Origin of the sequence: Nonomuraea sp. B5E05 (genome assembly GCF_039880665.1) — a bacterium.
GTDB lineage: Bacteria > Actinomycetota > Actinomycetes > Streptosporangiales > Streptosporangiaceae > Nonomuraea.
In genome coordinates this window covers 135,336-157,027 of the sequence record NZ_JBDPMJ010000006.1, presented here as the reverse complement: position 1 = coordinate 157,027, position 21,692 = coordinate 135,336, and the positions used below count along the sequence as shown (strand labels likewise).

General features: G+C 69.7%; 20 protein-coding genes. 5 read left to right on the top strand and 15 right to left on the bottom strand.

Annotation, left to right across the window (positions count from 1 at the left end):
• Positions 1 to 10: 10 nt before the first annotated feature.
• Both ABGB01_RS13580 and ABGB01_RS13575 read right to left on the bottom strand, forming a co-directional pair.
• Entirely contained in the window at positions 11 to 1,084 is a 1,074-nt protein-coding gene (locus ABGB01_RS13580) for a peptidase (protein WP_347773629.1), read from the bottom strand.
• 123 nt (positions 1,085 to 1,207) lie between these two features.
• Positions 1,208 to 1,498: a hypothetical protein gene (locus tag ABGB01_RS13575; RefSeq protein WP_347773628.1), complete on the bottom strand. Its 291-nt coding sequence runs from the start codon at positions 1,496 to 1,498 to the stop codon at positions 1,208 to 1,210.
• 272 nt (positions 1,499 to 1,770) lie between these two features.
• Between ABGB01_RS13575 and ABGB01_RS13570 the strand changes: the two genes are divergently transcribed.
• Positions 1,771 to 2,133, top strand: coding sequence for a DUF3040 domain-containing protein (locus tag ABGB01_RS13570; protein ID WP_347773627.1), 363 nt, complete (start codon positions 1,771 to 1,773; stop codon positions 2,131 to 2,133).
• Between the two features lie 71 nt (positions 2,134 to 2,204).
• On the opposite strand, the gene ABGB01_RS13565 is transcribed toward ABGB01_RS13570, so the two are convergent.
• Positions 2,205 to 3,707: a serine/threonine-protein kinase gene (locus tag ABGB01_RS13565; RefSeq protein ID WP_347773626.1), complete on the bottom strand. Its 1,503-nt coding sequence runs from the start codon at positions 3,705 to 3,707 to the stop codon at positions 2,205 to 2,207.
• 121 nt (positions 3,708 to 3,828) lie between these two features.
• On the opposite strand from ABGB01_RS13565, the gene ABGB01_RS13560 reads away from it, so the two are divergent.
• The 4 genes from ABGB01_RS13560 to ABGB01_RS13545 all read left to right on the top strand — a co-directional run bounded on the left by ABGB01_RS13560 (position 3,829) and on the right by ABGB01_RS13545 (position 7,304).
• Positions 3,829 to 4,254: a hypothetical protein gene (locus tag ABGB01_RS13560; RefSeq protein WP_347773625.1), complete on the top strand. Its 426-nt coding sequence runs from the start codon at positions 3,829 to 3,831 to the stop codon at positions 4,252 to 4,254.
• Positions 4,255 to 4,298: 44 nt separating this feature from the next.
• Positions 4,299 to 5,027 (top strand): FHA domain-containing protein, encoded by a 729-nt coding sequence (locus ABGB01_RS13555; protein ID WP_347619813.1) that lies wholly within the window; start codon positions 4,299 to 4,301, stop codon positions 5,025 to 5,027.
• A 33-nt stretch (positions 5,028 to 5,060) separates the two neighbouring features.
• Positions 5,061 to 5,432, top strand: coding sequence for an arsenate reductase family protein (locus ABGB01_RS13550; protein ID WP_347773624.1), 372 nt, complete (start codon positions 5,061 to 5,063; stop codon positions 5,430 to 5,432).
• Positions 5,433 to 5,594: 162 nt separating this feature from the next.
• Positions 5,595 to 7,304: a glycosyltransferase gene (locus tag ABGB01_RS13545; RefSeq protein WP_347773623.1), complete on the top strand. Its 1,710-nt coding sequence runs from the start codon at positions 5,595 to 5,597 to the stop codon at positions 7,302 to 7,304.
• 38 nt (positions 7,305 to 7,342) lie between these two features.
• Here the strand turns inward: ABGB01_RS13545 and ABGB01_RS13540 are convergent, their stop codons facing one another.
• From ABGB01_RS13540 to ABGB01_RS13485, 12 genes are all read right to left on the bottom strand, one after another.
• Complete coding sequence (locus ABGB01_RS13540; RefSeq protein ID WP_347773622.1) at positions 7,343 to 7,591, bottom strand: ATP-binding protein; 249 nt, start codon at positions 7,589 to 7,591, stop codon at positions 7,343 to 7,345.
• Positions 7,495 to 8,217, bottom strand: a complete 723-nt coding sequence (locus ABGB01_RS13535; protein WP_347773621.1) for a sensor domain-containing protein — start codon at positions 8,215 to 8,217, stop codon at positions 7,495 to 7,497. The genes ABGB01_RS13540 and ABGB01_RS13535 overlap by 97 nt, the downstream gene beginning before the upstream one ends.
• Positions 8,218 to 8,388: 171 nt before the next feature.
• On the bottom strand, positions 8,389 to 9,228 hold the full coding sequence (locus ABGB01_RS13530) for an alpha/beta hydrolase (RefSeq protein WP_347773620.1): 840 nt from the start codon (positions 9,226 to 9,228) through the stop codon (positions 8,389 to 8,391).
• 13 nt (positions 9,229 to 9,241) lie between these two features.
• Complete coding sequence (locus ABGB01_RS13525; RefSeq protein WP_347773619.1) at positions 9,242 to 10,522, bottom strand: hypothetical protein; 1,281 nt, start codon at positions 10,520 to 10,522, stop codon at positions 9,242 to 9,244.
• Entirely contained in the window at positions 10,519 to 11,529 is a 1,011-nt protein-coding gene (locus ABGB01_RS13520) for a ThiF family adenylyltransferase (RefSeq protein ID WP_347773618.1), read from the bottom strand. The genes ABGB01_RS13525 and ABGB01_RS13520 overlap by 4 nt, the downstream gene beginning before the upstream one ends.
• A 158-nt stretch (positions 11,530 to 11,687) precedes the next feature.
• The gene (locus ABGB01_RS13515) at positions 11,688 to 11,813 is read right to left on the bottom strand and encodes a hypothetical protein (RefSeq protein WP_269128690.1); all 126 of its coding nucleotides are present in this window, start codon (positions 11,811 to 11,813) and stop codon (positions 11,688 to 11,690) included.
• Positions 11,814 to 11,965: 152 nt separating this feature from the next.
• Positions 11,966 to 13,096: an alpha/beta fold hydrolase gene (locus ABGB01_RS13510; RefSeq protein WP_347773617.1), complete on the bottom strand. Its 1,131-nt coding sequence runs from the start codon at positions 13,094 to 13,096 to the stop codon at positions 11,966 to 11,968.
• Between the two features lie 305 nt (positions 13,097 to 13,401).
• Positions 13,402 to 15,363: a S9 family peptidase gene (locus ABGB01_RS13505; RefSeq protein WP_347773616.1), complete on the bottom strand. Its 1,962-nt coding sequence runs from the start codon at positions 15,361 to 15,363 to the stop codon at positions 13,402 to 13,404.
• Positions 15,364 to 15,385: 22 nt separating this feature from the next.
• Positions 15,386 to 17,113: a CocE/NonD family hydrolase gene (locus ABGB01_RS13500; RefSeq protein ID WP_347773615.1), complete on the bottom strand. Its 1,728-nt coding sequence runs from the start codon at positions 17,111 to 17,113 to the stop codon at positions 15,386 to 15,388.
• Entirely contained in the window at positions 17,106 to 18,509 is a 1,404-nt protein-coding gene (locus tag ABGB01_RS13495) for a serine hydrolase domain-containing protein (RefSeq protein ID WP_347773614.1), read from the bottom strand. The genes ABGB01_RS13500 and ABGB01_RS13495 overlap by 8 nt, the downstream gene beginning before the upstream one ends.
• Complete coding sequence (locus tag ABGB01_RS13490; RefSeq protein ID WP_347773613.1) at positions 18,506 to 19,579, bottom strand: membrane dipeptidase; 1,074 nt, start codon at positions 19,577 to 19,579, stop codon at positions 18,506 to 18,508. The genes ABGB01_RS13495 and ABGB01_RS13490 overlap by 4 nt, the downstream gene beginning before the upstream one ends.
• A gap of 7 nt (positions 19,580 to 19,586) precedes the next feature.
• Positions 19,587 to 21,479, bottom strand: a complete 1,893-nt coding sequence (locus ABGB01_RS13485; protein WP_347773612.1) for a CocE/NonD family hydrolase — start codon at positions 21,477 to 21,479, stop codon at positions 19,587 to 19,589.
• Between the last annotated feature and the right edge of the window lie 213 nt (positions 21,480 to 21,692).

The window sequence follows — 21,692 nt, the reverse complement described above, 5'->3', positions numbered from 1 at the left end:
GGAACACCCTTCAGAGCGCGTTGGTGCTCTGGGCGGCGCGGTAGACGGCCATCGCCTCGTCGCCGAAGAACGGGCCGAACATGAAGTCCGGGGCGAAGTTGTACTTGAAGCTGTTGACGGAGTTCAGCCAGCCCAGCCCTGTGGACTCGTCGAACCCCTGGAACCACGGGCCGCCGCTGGCGCCCCCGGTCATGTTGCAGCGCAGCCCCAGGTCGCGCGTCTGGACGGTGTCGTTGAACGACCGCCCGCTGCAGTAGATCAGCTCGGAGCCGTCGAACGGCTCCGCGGCCGGATAGCCGAACGAGAACATCTGCCGGATCCTCGGCTGGTTGAACGCCACCCCCTGCCCGCCCACGACGTCGGTCAGCGTCCGGTTCTGCAGCGGCGCGACCACGGCGGCGCCGACGTCGAAATTGATGTCCTCGCGCGCGTTCCACTGCTGGGTGGTCAGCAACCTGCTGGCCACCCAGGTGCCGAACGGCCGCTGCCCCTCATCGAAGGCCGGGACGAACGCCCAGTTGCGGTGGAACTGGCCGTTCAGCTTCACGCAGTGCCCCGCGGTCATCACCACGCTCTCGTTCGCGCTGGTCACGGCCGTGCCGGAGCAGGAAGAGTTCTGGCCGTCGGCGGTGGTGAAGAAGACCCGGCCGGTGGTGCGCACCACCGCGCCCGCGTCGGTCCACCGCAGGCCGGGGCTGTTCGCCACCGCGGCCTGCCGTCTGACGGCCGAGGTGGCGCCCGTGTCACGGGACGGGGTGGTGGAGGAGCCGCGCGTGGTCCACGAACCGCGGTTGCCGCTGGTGGCCGAGGTGCCGCGGGCCGACCACGGGTTGCCCCGGGAGGGCTGCTCCGACCGGGCGCTGCGCCGCGGCGCGGGCGACGACAGCGGCTGCGCCGCCAGCATGCGCTGCCGGGTCCAGTACTGCGAGACGGTCCTGCGTTCCGACCACGAGTCCGTGGCCGACCACCTGACGGGCCCGTCGCGGTCAGGGCCGCTCAGGGCGCCGGCCTGCGCGGCTCCCGCGGGCGCCAGGACGCCGGCCACGACCGCGGCGGCGGAGAGCAGGGCGACTCTGCGGTGCATTACGTACCTCCCGAAAACCGGAATCTGCCGATTGGAGGTACGCATGGCGACATCCATGTCGCTCAAGGCATGCGCAGATTGATATGGCGGCACTACATGACGGAACGGCCACGAGACCGTGCGTCACCGCTCGCGGTGGGCCGCCTCCTCGAGTGGACGCCGGTGCTCGGCGAGCAGCCGCCCGTTGTGCCGGATCTGGACCGCCTCGTACGGGCAGAGCTGCCGGGTCACGTACGTCCTGGCGATCGCGTCGGCGTCGGCCCGGTCGACCCCCCAGCCGACCGTGTTCCACCGCGCGCGCCCGTCGTCTCCCGTGGTGTCCAGGACGACGATCTCGAAGAGCTGGCCGGTGGGCGGAGGCGTGCAGGCGGTGTGCCCGCGATATTCCTCGCGTGGCCGGTGCGGGACAGTCACGCCACTCCTTTCCGCCGGGACGAAGCCGGCAGCGATCTCAGGGCCGGGCGAACACGGGCATGCCCTGGCCCCTCGGGCGTAAACATGGCAAGAGATCTGGCTGGTAACGGTAACGGGCGATTCGCGGCGAACGCCTCGGGTAGGAGCGCGGCGGCTGACCAGCATCGCCCCGGCAGGGGCGGCGCTAAGGACCGTTCCCCCCCGGCAGGACGAGGGAGAACGATGTGACCAGCTTCACGCCCGGCGACCAGCCGCCGACCCCGTAGCCGACCATGAGCCTGTCGGACTGGGAACGAAGGGCCCTGGCCGAGATGGAGCAGGAGCTCCGCCGGGAGGACCCTCCATTCGCGCACCGCATCGACGCGCTCAACGCGTCGCCGTGCGGCCTGGGCCCGCAGCGGTTCGCCTGCCAGGTGTCCGCGTGCGAGGTCGTGTGCGTGTTCCTCACCGTGGTCGTGCTGGTCGGGCTGTGCGTGCTGGTCATCCTCACCGCGGGCCCTCGCCAGGCCCCGCCGCCGTCCCGGATCGGCGGGCCCGGCACGGCCACCGGCCAGCCGGCCGCACCGCCGGCCGCACCGCCGGCCGCACCGCCGGGCGCCCACGCCGGAACGCCGCAGCCCGCCGCCCCGCCCTGACCGCGAGCGGGTGCGCGCCCCGGCCGGGTGGAGTGTCAGGCCTGGCGTGGCCGCCCTGGCCGGGTGGGGCGTCAGGCGGGCTGGTAGTCGCGCATGTAGCGGGCCACCTTGGTGGTGTAGTCGCGCCACTTCGCCGGCACGCCGTTCGCCTGCTTCAGCGGGGCTACGCCGCTGCGGTAGAGGGCGGCGAGCTTCAGCGCGGGATCGCCTGGGATCTTCGCGACCTGAGGGCCGAGCCGGCACATGAATCGCCCCATGGAGACGATCGACAGCTCGGGGCTGAACGGCGGCGACGGCTCGGGACGCTGGAGGCCGCCCGGCTGCCAGTGCCACAACACCTCGGGGGTCCACCGGGCGATGCCGTACTCGTCGTTGGCCTTGTCGGAGAGGTCGGGGTCGAAGCCGGACTCCGCCTTGAGCATCGCGGCGATCAGCGCCGGGCTCAGGCCGGGCAAGTCGCAGTAGGTGCCGGCCTGCACGATCAGCCCGCGGTATTCGTCGGGGATGTCGGAGCCGGCGCGCAGGTAGCCGCCGGTCGCGTCGCCGGTGGACGACGCTGTGGACGACGCGGCAGGCGAGCCGGCCGTCGGGCTCGACTCGGGCGGCGGATCGACGGGCGGTGACGCGGTCAGCGCCACGGCCGTCACGGTCGCGGCGGCCACGACGACGACTCCGGTGCCGACGACGATCGCCGTACGCCGCCCCGGCCGCCGCGGACTCTCGTGCGGCTCCTCCTCGGGCGGTTCGCCGTCGTCACCCGGTGCGCCGGGCATGGGAGCGAGATCGGGAACGGTGGACGACCTCAGGGCCGCACCGAACGCGGCGGCGTCAGGCCAGCGGACCTCCCGGTCGGGGTCCAGAGCCCGCATCACCGCGACGTCGACCACCTCCGGCACCTCGGGGTTCAGCTGGCCGGGCGGCACCCGGAGCTCCGGCTTGGCGGGCACCTTCCCGGTGAGCATGTGGTACGCCAGCGCGCCCAGTCCGTGCACGTCGGCGCGCGCGTCCGGAGCACCGTCGAAGTAGAGCTGCTCGGGGGCCTGGTAACCGGGCGATCCCGCGGGCAGCGTCAACCCGCTCAGATGGTCGGTCGACCGCGCGATGCCGAGATCGGCCACCATCACCCGCTCGCCGCCCTCGGGACGGGAGCAGAACAGCACGTTCGACGGCTTCAGATCGCGGTGGACGACCCCGATGCTGTGGAGCACGGCCACACCCTGGCAGATGTCCCGCATCACGCCGAGCGTCTCGTCGACGGAGAGCGGGCGGCTGGCCAGGCGCTCCGCCAGGGTGCCGCCGTCGGCGTAGGTCATCACGAAGTAGGGGCGGCCGTCGTCGAGTTCGCCGATGTCGAAGACCTGCACCAGCAGGTGGGAGTCGGCCCTGCGCAGCAGGCGCGCCTCCTGCAGGAAGCGCTCGCGCACGTCGGTCTTGCGGGCCCAGTTGTCCGCCAGGATCTTGACCGCCACGGGCGAGCGCAACTCGTCGTCGTGCGCCAGATGCACGGAGGCGAACCCCCCGACGCCGATGAGCTGCTCGATCCGGTAGCGACCTGCGTGGGATGGCGCCGTCATTCGGCTCATCATGGCCGATGGGCACGGGGTTCGTCCATGTCACCTCGCAGCTGACAGGTTTACCCGATCCCAGGTGGCGTCCAGGATCAGGTTGCAACACCGAAACGGGGAGGAATGCACCATGATTGTTCGACGGGCCGCGATCGCGGGGGCCTTCACCCTTGGTCTCCTGGCCACCGTCGCACCCGCCGCGCAGGCCGCCGGGGACGGCCAGCCGTGCGGCAAGGCGTACAAACACGGCACCTACCAGGTCCAGAACTGCCCTGACTGGTCGCCGAGCGGGAGCATCCCGGTCTACAAGTCGGCGAAGAAGGGCACGATCGTCGGGTACATCAACCCGGCGGGCAACGACTGGTACCTGTGCGAGAAGGTCGGCGCCCGCTACGGGCTCGGCCGCTACCACAACTACTGGTGGGCGGCCACCATGGCCGACAACGACCAGTGGGGCTACGTGAACGAGGTCTATTTCCGCGGGGGCGGAAACGACGAGCCCGACGCCGGCCTGCGCACCTGCCGGGGCCCCGGCGGCAAGCCGTTGCCTGAGTGATGTGACCTCGACACCCCTATTGGATCCCGAGTAAGGTCCCTCCGATGCACAGCACGATCCTGATCCAGATGGCGGCCACGCCGACCGACGACCGGCCGTACTCTCTGGAGCTCGGGCCGGGCGAGCAGGCGTTCTTCGGGCGCGGCACCCCGGGCTCGCCAGTGGACATCGTGCTGGACGACCCCGCGGTCTCCCGCCGCGCCGGCAAGATCGTCGCGGTGGGAGACTACTGGCTGCTGTCCAACCTCAGCACGTCGAAGACGTACGTCGTGGAGAACCCCGAGGGCGGCGGGGAGTTCGTGAAGGTGCAGCCGGGACGCGTGGGGGCGCCGATCTCGTTCGAGTTCTCCCGGGTGAGCCTGCCCGCCGTCGACGGCACGGTGTCGTTCCTGGTCTTCGCGCCGCAGCACGTGCACGTGCCGCCGGGAGGCGCCGACGGCGGCGCGGCCACGCAGGTGGCCTACCCCCTCGACCAGAACGCCAAATACTTCCGCATCCTGGTGGCGTTGTGCGAGCCGCGCCTGCGCGACCCGTCGACCTCGCGCATCCCGACCATCCCCGAGATCGCCGAACGGCTCCCCGACCTGGGCTTGAGCCGCACCGCCATCGGCTTTCACATCGGCTATCTCGCTGAGAAGAAACTGCACGTCAAGAGCCCGCAGGGCGGCGACGGCAAGGCCGACTGGCAGCGCCACGCGCTGGTCTCGCTGGCCCTGAGGTTCGACCTGGTGACCAGCGAGCACCTCGCCCTGCTTCCTGTGCCCCGCCGCTGAACGGCGGGCGGCTGATGCGGGATCATCGGGGTCATGGAGATCTGGATCAATCCCGGCTGTTCCAAGTGCCGCTCGGCGCTGTCGATCCTGGACGCCGAGGCCGCCTCGTACACCGTGCGCCGCTATCTCGACGATCCGCCGACGGAGAGCGAGATCCGCGAGGTGCTGGCCAGGCTCGGCCTCGAACCGTGGGACATCACCCGCACGGGCGAGCCCGTCGCCGACCGGCTCGGCATGGCCTCATGGCCGCGCGAGCCCGGCGACCGTGACCGCTGGATCGGCGCGCTGGCCGCGAACCCCGTCCTGATCCAGCGGCCGATCATCACGGCCGACGACGGGAGCGCCGTGATCGGGCGTACCGAAGAGGCCGTGAGATCCGTGACGCGGCGAAGCGGTGACGCCTGACGGCGCTCCGCCGGGAGCGGGGTTCCTGTGAGCTTGCTGCTAGGGACGACCTGGGGCGATGCGGTGCAAAAGCATCCTGACCGATGGGTTTCCCCAGGAAGGTGGCGTAATGTAAAGCGCCGTCCGCCACCCCGAGCCGACTGTCAGAGGAGCACCAGGCGCATGTCCGACGATCGTCCCGGCCTCCCGCACCCTCCGGAAGATCTGGTGCCGGACGGTGGTGCGCGGCGCGTGCGCGGCAACGACTACCGCGTTCTGCAGCCGCCCGAGCAGTTCACCCCCGAGTTGCGGGTCAGCGTGGTCATCCCGGCCTACGGCGCCCAGGACAAGCTCGACCTGGTGTTACAGGGGCTGGCGCGGCAGACGTACCCGGCCGCGCTGACGGAGATCATCGTCGTCGACAACGGCACCTCGCCCCCGCTGCGCCTGCCCGGAGGCACGGCGGCCCGCCTGACCGTCTGTGACAAGCCGGGCCGGGCCTGCGCCCGCAACGCGGGGCTCGCCGAGGCCACCGGCGACGTGATCTTCTGGCTCGACTCCGACGTGGTGCTGACGCCGGGCGCGATCGAGGCCCACATGCGCTGGCACCACACCGCCCCCTACCTCTCGGTGACCAGCTACATCAGGTTCACCGAGGCAACGCTGCCCGAGGTGCTGCCCGACGACCTGGAGGCGGCGTTCGAGCCGGCCGCGCCGCACGCCTGGCTCGTCGACCTGGTGGAGCGCACCGACGGCCTGACCACCAACTCGCCGCGCCCGTTCAGCCTGCACGTCGGCGGCGCCACCTCGGTCAACGCCCGCCTCGTCCAGGCGGCCGGGCCCATGGACGACGACCTGATCGTCGGCCAGGACACCGAGATGGGCTACCGCCTCCACCAGGCGGGAGCGGTGTTCGTCCCCGAGCCGCGGGCCCGCGCCTACCACCTCGGGCCGACCATGCGGATGCGGCAGCAGAAGAGCATCGACCGGGTCAGCCACGCGTTCGTCGCCGACCGCATCCCGGCCTACCAGTGGCTGCGCACGCACCCCACGCGGGAGTGGCAGGTGCCCTACGTGACCGCCGTCGTCGACGGCACGGCCGGGTACGAAGCCGTCCGCGCCGGCGTGGACGCGCTGCTCGCGTCGACCGTGGTGGACCTGTCCGTCGTCGTGGTCGGCCCGTGGGACACGCTCGACCGCGACCGCCGCGCCCCGCTCAACGACCCCGACCTCGACCTGGTGCTGGTCCACGGCCACTACGAGCACGAGAGCCGGGTGCGCCTGGCGACCGAGGAAGAGGTCGACCCGCGGGTCCCGTTCGTGTTCCGCCTGCCCGCGGGCTGGACGCCCGGCGAGGACAGCCTGGCGGTGCTGCTCGACCTGGCCAGGACCGAGGGGCTCGGCCTGATCGAGGTGGCGCTCGACGAGCCGGCCGGCCCAGCGGACTCGGACGAGCCGGCCGGCCCAGCGGGCTCGGAGGTGGCCAGGCTGGAGCGCGTGTCCGCGTTCGCCCGTGCCCGGCTCGTCGCCCGGCCCGGCGAGCCGCTCGACGACGCCGTGGCGGCCGTCGCGGGCGTCCAGCGGGTCGACGGCGACCAGCACGCCTTCACCCGCGAGCCGGCCCAGCCGGTCGGGCGGCGCAGCGCGTACAAGGCCAGGATCGCGGCCAAGGCCGAGGTGGCCCGCCTGGCGAAGGAGTCCGAACGGCTGCGCGCGCAGGTCACCAAGTGGCGGGACGAGGCGGCGCGCTGGCGCAAGAGCACCGTGGAACTGCGCCGCGAGGTCGGTACGTTGCGCCGCGAGCTCTACACGGCCCAGAAGACCCAGCGCGCCACGCGTACCACCCTGGCGGGCTCCGTAAGACGCGCCATCGGCAAACGACTGCGCGGCTGACCGGCCCACGGCTCAGGGGAGAGGCTCAGGGCCGCAACTCAGGGCCCGCAGGGCAGGGCGACCCGGAGGGTGGTGGGCTCGCCCGATGGGCTGTCGAGCGCGAACGTGCCGCCGTGCGCTTCGGTACGGCGGCGGATGCCGCCGATCCCGGACCCGCTGTTCTCGTCGGCCCCGCCCTTGCCGTCGTCGGTCACCTCGACGTGCAGCCGGTCGTCGTGGTGGCGCACCCGGACGTACGCCTGCCGCGCCCCGCTGTGCTTGGCGATGTTGGTGAGCGCCTCGGCCACCACGTGCCGTCGTGCAGCGAGCGTTCGATGCGCCGCAGCTCGGTGGCGTGCGCGTCCAGCGCGGCCGAACGGGTGGCGGTCAGTTGCGCCACGCGCACGCTGAGGTCGGCGTCGAGGGCCAGGAGGCGGCGTCCCGGCCAGGCCTGCAACCACGCCATCAGCGGAGAGAAGATCATGGTGAGTGCGATCCACACCGGGGCCACCAGGGCGATGGCGAGGGCGCTCGTCCCGTCGTCCACGGTCCAGAGCCCCAGGCCGGCGTCGGACGCCTCTCCCGGCGGCACCAGCCGCCACCACGCACAGAACGTGACGTCCTGCACCGCCTTGACGGGCAGGGTCGTGCTGAGTATGCCGAGGAACAGCCCGAAGGAGGCGTGCGTGGCCACCCACGCGAGCTCCCTGCGCACGGTACGGTCGGCGAGCGCGGCGGGCGCCATGAGCAGCCCCACGCCGACCAGGGACATGAGCGCGGTGGCGGCCAGCAACATGAGCGAGACCAGCGCCAGGATTCCGGTTCCGAGCCCGCCGATGAGGCGTTCGAGAGCGTCCAGGGTGGTCCGGCCACGGGCGAAGACGTCCCATCGGACGGCGGACCCGCGTCGGTTCCCGGCGACACGAGTCGGCATCCGCGCCTCGACCAGACGGCAGGCCCTTGATCAGCAGGCTACACCCGTGCTTGTCGCATTGTTGGTGGCTCAGTCAGGGCATATCCCCCGCCATCACGCTCCATCGGAGGAAAAGGGCGGGCGCGGGGTGTGGGCGGTGGTGGGGATCGGCGGATGCCGGTCGTGAAGGCGTCAGGTGAGGAAGGTGGCGACGGTGCTCACGAAACGCGAGGCGTCGTCGAGCCACGGGAAGTGACCGGCGCCGGGCTGGACCGTGAGCGTGGCGTCGCGGAACAGGGCGGCGTACTCCGTCATGGCGGGCAGCGGCGCGGCCACGTCCACCTCGCCCGCGAGCAGCAGGACGGGACCGCCGAAGGCGGCCAGCGCCGTACGGGTGGCGGCGGGGTCGAACGCCCCCTCGGCGCCGAACGCGGCCGCCGCCTCCTCGTTGCGCTGCTCCTCGTCGGAGGCGTGGTGGGCCTGGGCGGCGGCGTCCCACCGGCCGTAGGTCAGCGGCGTGACGGCCTCCCAGTCGTCCGGCGTGGCCGTGCCCGTCGTGGCCGCCCGCAGCCCCGCGTACGCCCGGGAGAACCAGGGTTCGCCGGCCCGGAGCCGCGCCGTCTCCAGCCGCCACTCTCCGGCGATCTCGATGCCGACCGCCCGCGTGCTGGGCGTGACCAGCACGAGCCGGCCGGTGTGCTCGGGGTGCCGGGCCGCGTACTGGACGGCGAGGTTGGCTCCGGCGGAGTGGCCGAGCAGGTCGATCCGGTCGAGCCCGAGGTGCAGGCGGAGGGCCTCCACGTCGTCGACGAGGCGGTCGCACCGGTAGGCGGAGGTGTCCGCGGGCGTCGCCGAGCCGCCGGTGCCCCGCGGGTCCAGCATGATGAGGCGCGTGCGGGAGGACAGGCCGCCGAGCTCACCGAGGCAGGACGAGGGCAGCATGGGCCCTCCGGGCAGGCAGATCAGCGGCGAGCCGGCACCGTGGACGTGATAGGTGAGTGTGGCGCCGTCAAGCGCGGACAGGGAGGGCATGGCCCGGATCCTGTCAGCGCCGCTCGGCGGGCGGCAACGGCTTTTCCCGCCGCCGCCCCGTCGTCGCCCTGCTCCTCCGGCGGAACCAGTGGGGGTGCGTACGGACGAAGGTCACGATGAACAGGACCTGAATGCCGCCCTCGACGAGGATGAAGAGGCCGGAGTCCAGGGCCATGAGGGCGGATCCGCCGCCGATGCCCTGCACGGCCCGCACCAGGGCGCCGATCACGATGGGGGCGGTGAACAGCGCGAACGCGGCCAGGGTGATGCTCGCCCCGATCACCAGGAAGACGGAGTAGATCCGTGTGGCACGTCGCGCATGAGGAGCCAGCCCAGCCGTCGGGTCGGTGATCGCCGAAGGTCGGCGCAGCAGGGCGTCCAGGCCCCGCGTTCTGAGGTACTTCGCGTAGGCGATCCCGTCTTCGAAAAGATTGCGTGCCCGCAGCACCTCGCGCAGGACGTAGTAGAGGTCCGTGCGCATGTAGACCTGGAACTGGAACGGGATCGCCATGAGGACGGAGAGAACGAGCGCCTGAAGGATCGCCTGCGCGCGGTCGGCCAGCGGGACGTGGGCGATCACCAGGATCAGGGACGCCATCACCATGATGTCCCAGGCGAGCCCGGCCAGGTAGACGCGGTAGCGGGAGCGCCGGGGCAGCCCCCACACCCCCGTGACGTCCGTCTGCACGACGAGATTGTGCAGGCGGGTACCGAAGCCGATGCGGCCCGGGGCTCCGAGTGACCGGGCCGCGGTGAGGTGCATCAACTCGTGCACGCTGATGGAGGCCGACATCATGGCCGTGTTGACCAGCACCGTGAGGCCGACATAGTCGGACCAGAAGAAGTCCGAGTATGTCGGGATCAGATCGTTGCGCACGGTGAGGGTGAGCAGGGCCGCGGCCACGACGACGAGCCACAGCGCCTTCATCGGCATGCTGAAGAGCCAGGCCACATGATGCTCCGACAGCCGGCGGAAATGGCCGCGCGGCGTGCTCGCGGCGGCGTCCGGGAGCGGGGTCCCGTCGATGGAGGCGACGAATCCGAGCTCGGAAAGGGCCTCCACGAGCTCGGCGAGGTCGACCTCCGCGTCGTGGACGTCGGCTATCCGCCGCCGGGTGGCGCCGACGGACATGCCGTCGGCCATGAGCGAGATCGCCTCACCGTACGCGGCCGGGAGCTCGACGAACTCCCCGATCTCCGGTCTGCCGACGACGGTGATGACCGGGTCGTCGTCGTGCGGCCGGATGAGCAGCCGATGGAACCGGACGTGGCTCTCGGCGGTGACGACGCTCACGAAACCGTGGAGCCGCAGGTGGGACAGTCGTCGTCACGCGGGATGTCGATGAAGTAGAAGTGGTCCCACAGGGCGACGTTCCAGTGGTACATCCGCCCGCGGACCTGGGGGGCCATGTCACCGAGATGGTAGAGGACGTCCAGTGCGCAGAGATGGCCGCTGATGTTGGCGCTGGCCGCGTTCACGGCATTGGGTCGCCCTTCGGTGAGCGGGCTTCCGTGCGCCTTGATCTCGTGCTGGTCCTGCTGCCGGCGCAGGCACGCCCAGCAGCCGGTCTCACCAGGGATCATGGAGGCGACCACTGCCATCGGCCCTGTGTAGAAACTGGCGAACCACGGCGTCCGGGTGCGCAGCGCCGCCTCGTTCGTCCAGAACACGATGTCCGGCTGAGGCTCGTCCGCGCAGAGGACGAACACGTCGCAGTCGTCCATGAGGGAGGCGATGTCGTCGGCGCCGCCCGCCTTGAACGTGCTGCCGGTCACCTCGACGAAGCCGTTCATCAGGCGCAACCGCTCCACGGCCGATTCGACCTTGGGACGGCCGAGGTCGGCCTCGGTGTAGAGGAGTTGCCGGGTGAGGTTGGGCTCCTCCACGACGTCGAAGTCGGCGACATGAAGCGCCCCGATCCCGCCGGACACCAGCCCCGCCGCCACGGCCGAACCGGTGCCGCCGAGGCCGAGCAGACCCACCTTGGCATCCTTGATCCTGGACTGCGCCTCATAGGGCGAACTGCGCGGGACGGTGTCGATCCAGGCGAAGAAGTTGCGGGACGGCTCGTAGCGCTCGATCTCACGCGGGGTGAGGTTGCCCGGGGCCGGGGCGCCGGCGTCCTCGACGAAGCCGCCGGCGATCAGGTCGTCGATGACGGCGCGGACGCTCTCCTCATCGACGTCGCCATGGGTCTCGGCGAAGGCGGCGCAGATCTGGTCGACGGTCCTGGTTCCGTTCATCAGGACGATCAGCCGGGCGATGGCGCCGTCCTCGCCGTCCTGAATTTCGGATGACACTCCCTGTTGCGTCAAGCCGATGACGATGCGGTTCCCGGGCAACGACAGAGGCCGATGAACACGCTTGATTTGGGGGAGTTGCATCCGTACCTTCCAGCTTGGCGTCGTTATGAGAAGAGGCCGGCCAGGCGTGGCCTGGCCGGCCGGAAATCAAACAATCAGCTGTCGAGCGAGCGGTCGCTGGTGGTTTCGATCTTCTCCAGGCGCCGGATCTGGAGGGAGATCTTCTTCTTCTCGCCCACCGAACCCTGCTCGACCTCTTCAGCGTGCGGGTGGTTGTTCAAGGCAGACTCCTTCTTTCCATGGCCTCTTGCGACTCTCCGATTCGCGCCCGAGATCGCTGTGGCCAAATTTACTTGGCCAAGTTAACTCTACCTTGGCTAAGTAAGAAGATCAATGGTCTGCCCTGTTGCACGCCCTCCCGCCTCGGTCGGCCTCAGCCCTGGGGCTCTTCCCCCGGGCAGCGGGTGCCCTTGGCGGGTACCTGCAGGGAGATCAGGTACTTGTCCATCGCCGCCTTGGTGCAGTCGGTCATGCCGCAGATGCCGTGGCCCCAGCCCTCGTAGCTGAGCAGCGTGGCCTTGGGGCCGAGCTGGCGGGCCACGGTGGCCGACCACGCGTACGGCGTGGAGGGGTCGTGCCGGGAGGCGCCGACCAGCAGCGAGGCGCTGCCCTTGTTGGCGGCGCGCATCACGTCGGCGTACGCCTTGTAGTTGCGCAGTTTGAGGTTGTAGTCCTCGCAGAGGATCGCGGTGGGGAACTCGGCGTGTTCACCGCTGGCGGGTCCGTTGCCGGGAGGGTCCGGCATGTCGTCGGGCACCGGGCCGCCGTCGAGGGCGCGCAGCACCTTGGCCTCCAGCGCCCAGTCCGGCCCCTCGTTCATGATGTTCGGGAACAGCTCCGCGTACATCTGCTGGGCCAGCGTGCCGTAGGAGACGCCGTAGGAGGTCAGCTTGTCGTCGCCGAGCGCGGCGCGGATGGCGTCCATGTCACGCGCCACGTTGGCCGAGTCGATGTGGTCGTACAACGGGCCGGTGAGCTTGCGGCAGTCCGCGCGCAGCTTCTTGTTGAAGGCCGTCCACTTGTCGTAGTCGGCCTGGCTGGTCATGACCTCGTACGGGATCTTGTTGTACACCGACGCCGAGCAGGTCGCCGCTCCGCTGCGGCCGACGCCCCGGGGGTCGTAGCTGACGATGTCGAAGCGCCGTTGCACCTCCTCGCTGAACCCCGAAGGGCGAAGGATGTCGTTCACGCCGGAGTTGCCGGGGCCGCCTGGGTTGGTCAGCAGGGATCCGATCCGCGCGGAGGGGTCGGTGGTTCTGCGCCGGGCCAGGGCCAGGTCGACGGTGGGTCCGTCCGGCTTCGACCAGTCGATCGGGACGGCCAGCTTGCCGCACTCGACAGTGGGCTCGTCCTCACACGGGCCCCACGCGATGCCACGTTTGCCGACGGCATCCGTGACGCCCTCTCCGGCTACGGCCGCGTTGCCCACCCCGGCCATCGGCGCGGTCGACAAGCTCGCCATCGCCACGAGAGCGGTGGCGAGCAGGCTCGTTCTTTTCGGCACATTGCTCCTGTCGTTGATCAGCCGGCCCGGATGCTCGGGCCGTCGCCGGCGATCAACTCGTCGATGACGGCGTCGACGCTTGCCACGTCGACGCCGCCGGGATCTCGGAGAAGGCCGCGCAGATCTGATCTACGGTCCGGTTCCGTTCATGAGGATGATCGGCCGGGCGATGGAGTCGCTCGCGCCGACCTGTCTCTCAGATCAAGCTCCCTGGCGCACCAACCAACCAGGCGCTCTGCCACGAACCCTCTATTACTTGGCCGAGTTAATGTCACCTTGCTCAAGTAAGTCCGGGCAACGGTGGACTAGACGTATCGGATCATCCAATCCAGCAGGGCCTCGTTCTGAGCCAGACGGTGGGATGGGGGCCCGACGAGGGAGCCGTGATGGGAGGTGCCGGGGAATCGCAGCATCTCGGCCGGCACTCCGTTCGCCTTGAGGATGGCGTAGTACTGCTCGGTCTGTTCCGGTGGACACCGATGGTCGGCCTCGTGTTGCAGGAACAGGGTGGGTGTCGTGCAGCGGTGGGCGTAGGTGATCGGTGAACACCGTTCGTAGTCGTCGCGGCGTTCGTGCGGTGCGCCGCCCATCACGGTCGGCCCTTGCCAGAGGCCGGTATCGCTCGTGCCGTACATGCTGAACCAGTTGAAGAACGGGTTTTCGGGGCAGGCGGCCTTGAACCTGTCGGTGTGCCCGATGATCCATCCGGTGAGGAAACCGCCGCACGAGATGCCGAACACTCCGAGCCGGTCGGGGTCGGCGACTCCCAGCTCGACGGCGTGGTCGACACCCTTCATCAGGTCCGTGTAGTCGAGGTTGCCGTAGTCGTTGTTGATCGTCGTCGCGAAGTCGTCGCCGTACCCGGTCGAGCCGCGCTGGTTGACGAACAGAACTCCGAAGCCGGCGCCGGCGAGCATCAGAAAGTCGAAGTTGAAGGTGTGACCCCAGCCGGTGTGAGGACCCCCGTGGATGCCGAGCAACGTGGGGTACGGAGCGGCGCCGCCGTCGGGAGGCGCCAGGAACCATCCCTCCACGGTGGCGCCGTCGCCGCTCACGAACTCCAGCCGCCGGGCGGACGGCAGATCGAGTTCCGCCAGCAGTGCGGCGTTGAGCTCGGTCAGCCGTTCTTCATGTCGAGCCGCGACGTCGAACGTGTACAGGTCGCCGGGTTCCGTCATGCCGAAACCGGCGAACAACAACGTGTCGCCGCGCAGGCACGCGGGCGCGCAGACGCGTTCGCCCGCCACCACCGGCTCGTACGACTCCGGACCGGACAACGCGACCTTGACGATCTCCCCCTCCCCGCCACGCTGCACCATCGTGTAGGCGTGGGCGCCGTCGTCGGACACGACCAGTCGTCCCAGCGACATCTGCACGGCCGGCATGTCCGGCTGGAAGATGCCGCCGACACCGGCGTCGAGCCCGGTCGTGCGCGGGTCATGCGCGCCGGTGCGCGGATCGGCCACCCGCAGCTCCGCCTTGGTGCCCGGGAGCTGGCCCGGCTCGTACCCGATGAGGTAGGCGATCCGTCCGTCGGGACACGCGGTATGGCTGGAGAGCAGGCCGGCGTGTGCGAGTTCGCTGACGCCGCCGTCCAGGCCGACCATGCGCAGGTGCATCGTCATCGGGGCGGCGCCGGGGTCGTGGGAGGCGAGGTAGGCGATGCTCGTGCCGTCGGACGTCCACACCGGTTCGAAGTTCAGCGCCGCGTCGTCGGTGAGCCGCTGTGGCTCACCGCCGGCGACCTCGACCACGTAGATGTCGGTTCCAGCGTCGTCGAGAACGCCGATGCCGTCCACCCGCCACACGGCACGTGTGACCCGGTACGGCTTGGCCGGGTCGCGCGGCTCGCCCTGCGGTCCCGCGGCGAACGCGATGTGCGTGCCGTCAGGGGACCAGGCAGGCCCGCCGCTGACGCCACGCGGGAGCGAGGTGAGCTGTCGCGCCTCGCCGCCGTCCGCCGGCATCACGAAGATCTGCGGGGCCCCGCCACGGGCGGAGAGGAAGGCGATCCACCGTCCGTCCGGGGAGAACACCGGCGCGACGTGCACGGTGTCCGCGTACGTGAGGCGTCGGCACGCCCTGCTCCGGCGGTCAAGGAGGTAGAGGTCGGTGTGGTCGGTGTTCGACTCGGTGTCGGCCCTGGAGAGCGCGTACACCACGGTCCGGCCGTCGGGCGCGAGGTCGGCGCCCATCAGGAAGCGCAGCTTCAGCAGGTCGTCGGCGACAACGGGGCGCTTGGCCGTGGTCTCGTTGGCAGGGGTCATGCTCGCCTTCGCTCCTTGGGGATCAAACGTTCGCCTGGCCGGCGTGGCGCCGCACGACGGGCAGCAGAATGCGGCTGGCCAGGTCCGGGCTGTGGTACACGCGCTGCTCCGCGACGACGACGGTGTCGTCGGTGAAGAAGTTGCTCGCGCCCGAGTTGGTGTTGCGGTCGTACCGGCTGAAGCCCGAGCTGCTGATTTCGACCCGGATGCGGTGACCGGGGAGGAAGCGGACGCCGCAGGCGTCCATGCCGATCTCGTAGAGCGTGGGGATGCCGGGCTCGAGCGGCTCGGGATGCTCGAATGAGTGACGGAACCGGGCGCGCAGCGCACCGCGGCACAGGAAACGCGCGGTACCGTCCGGGTGCACATCGGTGAGCCGCAGGTGCCAGTCGGTGTCGAGGGCTGATGAGGAGGCGTAGAGCCGGCAGGTGATCCAGCCGACGACGTCCAGCGGCTCGGTCAGCGGCTCGCTCGTGTAACACAGGCAGTCGCTGCGCTTCGAGCCGGGACGGTCGTCGATCGGACCGTCGTGCAGGCTCCACGGGCGGGCACCGCAGTCGGCCGGGTCATACCGATAACTGTCGGGAGGTTCCTCCATGCTCGGGGGTTCCAGGGTCAGGATGCCGTCGCCGTCGAGGGTGTTCGCCTGCCCGCCGGAGTGGAGGTAGAGCGGCACGTCCTCCGCGTCAGGCAGCGGCCAGTCGTCTTCCGCCCACCACTCGTTCGCGCCGACGACGAAGATGTGAACCGGCTTTTCTTCGTCGATCCCGTTGGGCACGCCTTTCAGCCAACGGTCGAAGAAGCGCAGGACGTAGTCGTTGAGCTCGATGATCGCGCTCTCGCCGAAGTCGACCTCGTTGAGCTCCCGTTGGGTGTTGATCCAGTGCGGCCACGGGCCGATGACCAGCTTCTGCCTGGACTTCGCCCGGCTGTTTCGCATGGCCTGGTAGTTGGACGGGGCACCCGGGAGGTTCAGGTCCCACCATCCCGTGACGTTCAAGGACGCGACGTCCATCTCGGCATGGTTGTCGTACGAACGCCGGCGCCAATAGTCATCGAAGGTGGGGTGCTCGGTCATCTCGCGCCACCAGGGCGGGCTCTCCCCGGTGCTGTCGGGCACAGCGGCCAGCGGCAGGGTGTCGAAGTACGGCTGCGGCCCCGTGAGCACGCTTCCCGGATCGGCTGTCTGCCAGGAGCGTGCGCCCATGGCGACGGCCCACTCGGCCATGCCCAACATGAAGCAGCCGCCGAGGATCGGCTCGTTTCGCCACGGTGAGCCTGGTGGCGAGCACATCGGCACGATCGCCTTCAGATGCGGCGGGCGGCGGGAGGCCGCGAACCACTGCGTCTGACCAGCGTACGAACCGCCGATCATCCCGATGTTGCCGTCGCACCACTCCTGCGCGGCGATCCATTCCACCGTGTCGTAGCCGTCGTTGGCCTCGTCGGCGTACGGCTGGAACACCCCGTCGGAGTTGAACCGGCCGCGGCAGTCGGAGAACGCGATGATGTAGCCCGCCTGTGCGAATCGTTCGTACAGCTCGGCCCGGTGACCGCCGACCTTGTCGTAGGGCGTACGCATCAGGATGACGGGCAAAGGACCTGGCAGGTCGGGCCGCCGGAGGTCCAGCGCCAGTTCGACGCCGTCGCGCATGGGCACCCGCAGCCCGAGGTGCAGGCGGGTAACCGAGGTCAACTGCGGCGGAGTCTCGGCTCGAGGCGGCTCACCCTGGTGCACGTGTTCAGTCATCCTCATCCATTCCAGAAATTGCGGGCTCTACCCGGCGCGCGAGGCGGCCATCCAGGTAGACGAGCTGGTAGCGACCGGTGTGATCCGCCTGGGAGAAGTGCAGGCGGGTTCGGCCGTCGAAGAGGCCGGCCATGTCGGCGACGGCCGAACGCGGGCCGTCCGGGACGGCGTCGAACTCCGTGGCGGCTCCCTTCTCGTAGATCTCGGCTCCTTGGAGGTCCTCGAGGACGGGTTCGACCCTCACGCGCAGCCTCTCGCCGTGCGGCGTGACGGTGAGCCGTCTGCTCTTACGCAGGTAGGTTCCGGCGCACCGGCTGAGCTCAAGGGCTTCCGCGTCGTGGTTCTGGTGCGGGACGCGCAGCGGGGATCGTTCGGGAGGGAGGAACAGGTCGAGCGCATCCGCGTGGAGAGCGGCTGACGCGTTCGAGTTGGCGAAGGCGATGTACGCCAGGTGGTCGCGCGGGGAGAGCACGGCGAACGCTGTGCCTCCGTTGGAGCCGCCGCCGTGGGAGTACACCGGTCCGCCCTCGCGTGCGGTGTAGCGCCAGCCCAGGCAGTAGCCGGTCTCGGGCCCGGGCGGTTCCGCGACCGTCGGTGTGCGCATGGCCGCGACGGACGCCGGCGCGAGGAACTGATCCATGAGGTCCGGAGGGTCGAGGAACGCGCGCAGGAAACGGAGCGTGTCGCCGACCGTCGTGATCAGAGTCGATCCCGCCGCGGCCAGCGTCTCCGGCAACAGGAACCGCGTGGTCGGCACGTGCCCCTGCGCCGCGGGGAAGTGGCCGATGGCGGTGTGACGCATGTCGGCGTGCCTGGCGTCCGCGCTGGTTCGTTCGAGCTGGAGTCGGTCGATCACCCGTTCCTGGAGCAGCTGGAGAAAGTTCTTGCCGGTCAGGCGCTTGAGGATCACCTCGACGACGAACCAGCCGGCGTTGTTGTAGGAGGCGGTGGCGCCTGGTTCGTGCAGCTTTCCGACGTGACGCAGCAGGTCGACGTAACGGTCCACCCCGTCCGGGTACGGGCCGGTGTCGACGAGATAGTCGCCCGCGTCAGTACCGCTGGAATGGTTGAGCAGTTGCCGGACGGTTATCGCCCCGGCCGCCGCCTTGTCCGCGCCGAACTGAACGTCCGGCGCGTAGTCCACGATCCGCTGGTCAAGGTCGATCTTGCCCTCTTCGACAAATGTCATGACCAGGGCGGTCGTCCACACTTTTGTGACGGATCCGGTAAGGAACGCAGTGTCGGGAGTCATCTCGGCCTGCGTGTCGAGGTTCGCGACGCCGCAGGCGGCGACCGAAGTGCGACCGGCATGGTAAGCACCGACGACGAAGCCGGGCACGCCGTGCCCGCGTCGCAGCGTCTCGAGCCGGCGCCGCAGGTCGGTCCCGGCTATCACGACGACGACCGTTCCCGCTGCGACGGGACGCCCATGACCTCGCGGAAGACGCGCATCACGTTGTCGCCGAGGACTTTCTTGACGTCCTGCTCGCCGAAACCTCTCCGTACCATCGCGTCGGTGACCTTCACGAGGTCCGACGGCCGTTTGATCTCCGCGGGTTCGTACGGGCCGATGGCCCCGGCGTTGCCGCTGGGATCTCCGGCGTGCGCCGGCCAGCCGCCCCAGACCTCCTGGAAGTAGTCGTCGATGATGTCGGGGCCGAGCCCGACGTGGTCGATGCCGGCGATGTCCACGACGTGCTCGATGTGGTCGACGACGCGGTCGGCCGTAGGGTTGTGCGGGTCGACGAACCAGGGGATCGCGGCCGCGATGCCGACGACCCCGCCCAGTGCGGCGATCCGTCTGATCTGGTCGTCGCCGAGGCTGCGATGGTTGTCGGTGATGACGAGGCAGGTCGAGTGGGTGGCGAGAAGCGGCCGGCTGGCAAGGTTCAGCACGTCCTCCACACCGGTGACGCCGAGATGGCTGAGGTCGAAGACCATGCCGAGGCGCTCCATCTCGGTGAACACCTCGATGCCCTGCGGGGTGAGGCCGCCCCGGGCCGTGTCGTCCAGGCCGCTGCCGTCGGCGAGGAAGGTGCGGCCGTAGTGCGCTATCGATGCGACGCGCACGCCGGCCCTGAACAGGGTCCTGATCAGCTTCGGGTCCTGGCCGATGCCATGTGCCCCCTCGATGGCCATGACGAGCGCGATCCTTCCGCTCTGGTTCGCCGCGTCGATGTCCGCCGCCGTCGAACAGATCGCCACGTCATCCGGGTACTGGACGGCCAGCTCGTGGATCCGCTCGGCGAGGAGCAACGTACGGCGCAGGGCTCCTTCGGACTGGTGGTCCTCGTCGATCCAGATGGGCAGCACCTGGACGTCGACTCCGCCGGCCCGCAACTCGGGTAGCCAGAACTCAGCGAAATGGTCGGTCTTTCCCCGCTTGTCCATGTGGTCCACGAGGAGGATCAGGTCGTTGTGCGCGTCGACGACCTGGGCGTCGGCGTGCAGGCGCGCGGTGTCCATCTGCGGCTCATTCCTCCGTCGCCGAGGTGTCGACGACAGGGACGACAAGGTGGGACGGATGGTCTCGGTCACGGTAGATCGTCTGGGTGGCGACGACCGGGGCGCCGGGTTCGCCGCCCAGGTTGGTGTTCCTGTCGAAGCGGGGGAAGTCGGCGGAGGAGATGTCGACGCGGAGCCGGTGCCCGGTCCTGAACCTCATCGCCGTCGCCCACATGTCCACCTCGAGTCGATGGATCTTCCCGGGCTCGAGCAGCTCGGGTGCGCCGTCGCCGGTGCGGTGGCGGGCGCGGAGCATCCCGCTCTGGACGTGGAACGCGCGGCCGTCCGGCCAGACGTCGCTGAGGCGGACGTTGAAGTCGGTGTCCACCGCGCTGGAGCCGGCGTAGAGGACCATGACGAGCGGGCCGACGACGTCGAGATCCTCATCGAGCGGCGGTGTCGTGTACACCAGCACGTCACCGCGTCGCTGGACCTCGCTCACATCCCCGCTGCCCGGGGTGTAGTGGAAGGAGACGAAACTCCCGGCGACGGTAGGCGTCGGATCCTCGGGATCGTAGGCGTAGACGTCCGGCTCGGCGTCCGCAGCCGGCGGGCTCGTCGAGAGCACCCCTTCACCGCCGAGATAGAAGGCACGTTCCGTCGCCTCGGGCACCGGCCAGTCGGATGCCGTCCGCCACTCGTTGGCGCCCATCAGGTAGTAGGTCACCCTCGGCCAGGACTCCGTCGTGCCGTTGCGTACGGAGGTGAACCAGTGGTCGAGGAAGCCGACCTGGTCCAGCATGTTCGACGGACGCACCAGCTCGGGATGCTCGTCGGTGCCCAGCCGGTATCCAGGCCGGTTGTGCGCCCTCGGGGTGATGATGATGCGCGCGCCGTCGGCGACCTCGGGGCGTCCTTCGCGGCGCAGCATCCGGAACGTGGCGAGGGCGTCGTTGACGCCCCAGTCGTACCACCCGGTGAGCATCAGCGGCGGAGCGGTGACGAGCCGGCACATCTCCGCGGGGTCGGCGTGCGGCATGATGTGCCTGGCGTGAGAGATGCGGTGGCCGAAGATGTCGGACATGGCCTCCATGTCTGTCATCGTCACGTGGTCGACGCCCTTCGCTCGACGAACGAACTCGGCGCGTCGCGCGCTGGAAAGATCGCAGTACCGCTCCCACAACCACTGTCGTGCCTCGGCCGGATGCATTTCTGTGACGACGGGGTACTCCTGCACCAGCCACTCCGGCAGCGGCAGTTGCAACGGCTCGTTGAAGTAGCCGCCTGCCAGCGTCTCCTGCTCGAACACCCGCTCCATGTCGAAGAGCGAGACGGGCACCTTGTCCGCGCCGTTGCCGACGACCCGCGCATAAGAGTTGACGAACATGTACAGATGCACGGTGTTGACGGCGATCCCGAGTCCGCTGACCGCCGGCGCGATCGCCGACATCGCCGGGTTCGCCGACATGCACCACTGCGTGAGACCGGTGTAGGACCCGCCGCACGACGCGATGAACCCGCCGTACCACTCCTGCTCGCAGATCCAGTCAATGAGGTCCGGGCCGTCTTCCCGCTCGTGCACCAGGTAGTCCCAGTCGGCAGGCTCGCTCTCGCCGGTTCCTCGGCAGTCCTGCGACACCACGGCGTAGCCGCGCCGCGCGAATGCCATCAACGCCGCTGTCACGCCGAACGCCTCGACATCTCGGGGAATCGGGCCGCGGCTGACCAGGACCGGCGCTCGGTGGACCGGCGGAAGGTAGACGTCGGTCGCGAGTCGCACCCCGTCCCGCATCGGGACCTGGACCGTCTCGCACGTGATGGCGGACGCGGGGAACCGCGGCGGGGGGAGCGTTCCGTTCAGAAGGAACTCGTGGAGCTCCGGTGCGACGTCGACGAGCCGGGCCTGTGCCTTCTTGACCAAAGGTGCACACCTCTTCCTTGCCGATCGGCGAACGCCTCACCGGTGAGCTGGTTGACTCCACGCTGATCTCAGTCATACCATATGTAGCACCTTCAATGTAAGATATTACTATGTCGCGACGCATCCCCAAGGATCAGCCTCGGGTCAACGGTGCGCAGCGTGGCCCTGCATCTACCCGACCGCGGCCGCCGCCCGTCGGCATCCCCCACGTCC

What these genes read in the sequence shown, in the direction of transcription:
- ABGB01_RS13535 (WP_347773621.1), bottom strand. Translation starts at nt 8,217, where the DNA reads ATGCCGACTCGTGTCGCCGGGAACCGACGCGGGTCCGCCGTCCGATGG.
- ABGB01_RS13560 (WP_347773625.1), top strand. Translation starts at nt 3,829, where the DNA reads ATGATTGTTCGACGGGCCGCGATCGCGGGGGCCTTCACCCTTGGTCTC.
- ABGB01_RS13580 (WP_347773629.1), bottom strand. Translation starts at nt 1,084, where the DNA reads ATGCACCGCAGAGTCGCCCTGCTCTCCGCCGCCGCGGTCGTGGCCGGC.
- ABGB01_RS13500 (WP_347773615.1), bottom strand. Translation starts at nt 17,113, where the DNA reads ATGACTGAACACGTGCACCAGGGTGAGCCGCCTCGAGCCGAGACTCCG.
- ABGB01_RS13505 (WP_347773616.1), bottom strand. Translation starts at nt 15,363, where the DNA reads ATGACCCCTGCCAACGAGACCACGGCCAAGCGCCCCGTTGTCGCCGAC.
- ABGB01_RS13550 (WP_347773624.1), top strand. Translation starts at nt 5,061, where the DNA reads ATGGAGATCTGGATCAATCCCGGCTGTTCCAAGTGCCGCTCGGCGCTG.
- ABGB01_RS13555 (WP_347619813.1), top strand. Translation starts at nt 4,299, where the DNA reads ATGCACAGCACGATCCTGATCCAGATGGCGGCCACGCCGACCGACGAC.
- ABGB01_RS13490 (WP_347773613.1), bottom strand. Translation starts at nt 19,579, where the DNA reads ATGGACACCGCGCGCCTGCACGCCGACGCCCAGGTCGTCGACGCGCAC.
- ABGB01_RS13545 (WP_347773623.1), top strand. Translation starts at nt 5,595, where the DNA reads ATGTCCGACGATCGTCCCGGCCTCCCGCACCCTCCGGAAGATCTGGTG.
- ABGB01_RS13530 (WP_347773620.1), bottom strand. Translation starts at nt 9,228, where the DNA reads ATGCCCTCCCTGTCCGCGCTTGACGGCGCCACACTCACCTATCACGTC.
- ABGB01_RS13565 (WP_347773626.1), bottom strand. Translation starts at nt 3,707, where the DNA reads ATGACGGCGCCATCCCACGCAGGTCGCTACCGGATCGAGCAGCTCATC.
- ABGB01_RS13570 (WP_347773627.1), top strand. Translation starts at nt 1,771, where the DNA reads ATGAGCCTGTCGGACTGGGAACGAAGGGCCCTGGCCGAGATGGAGCAG.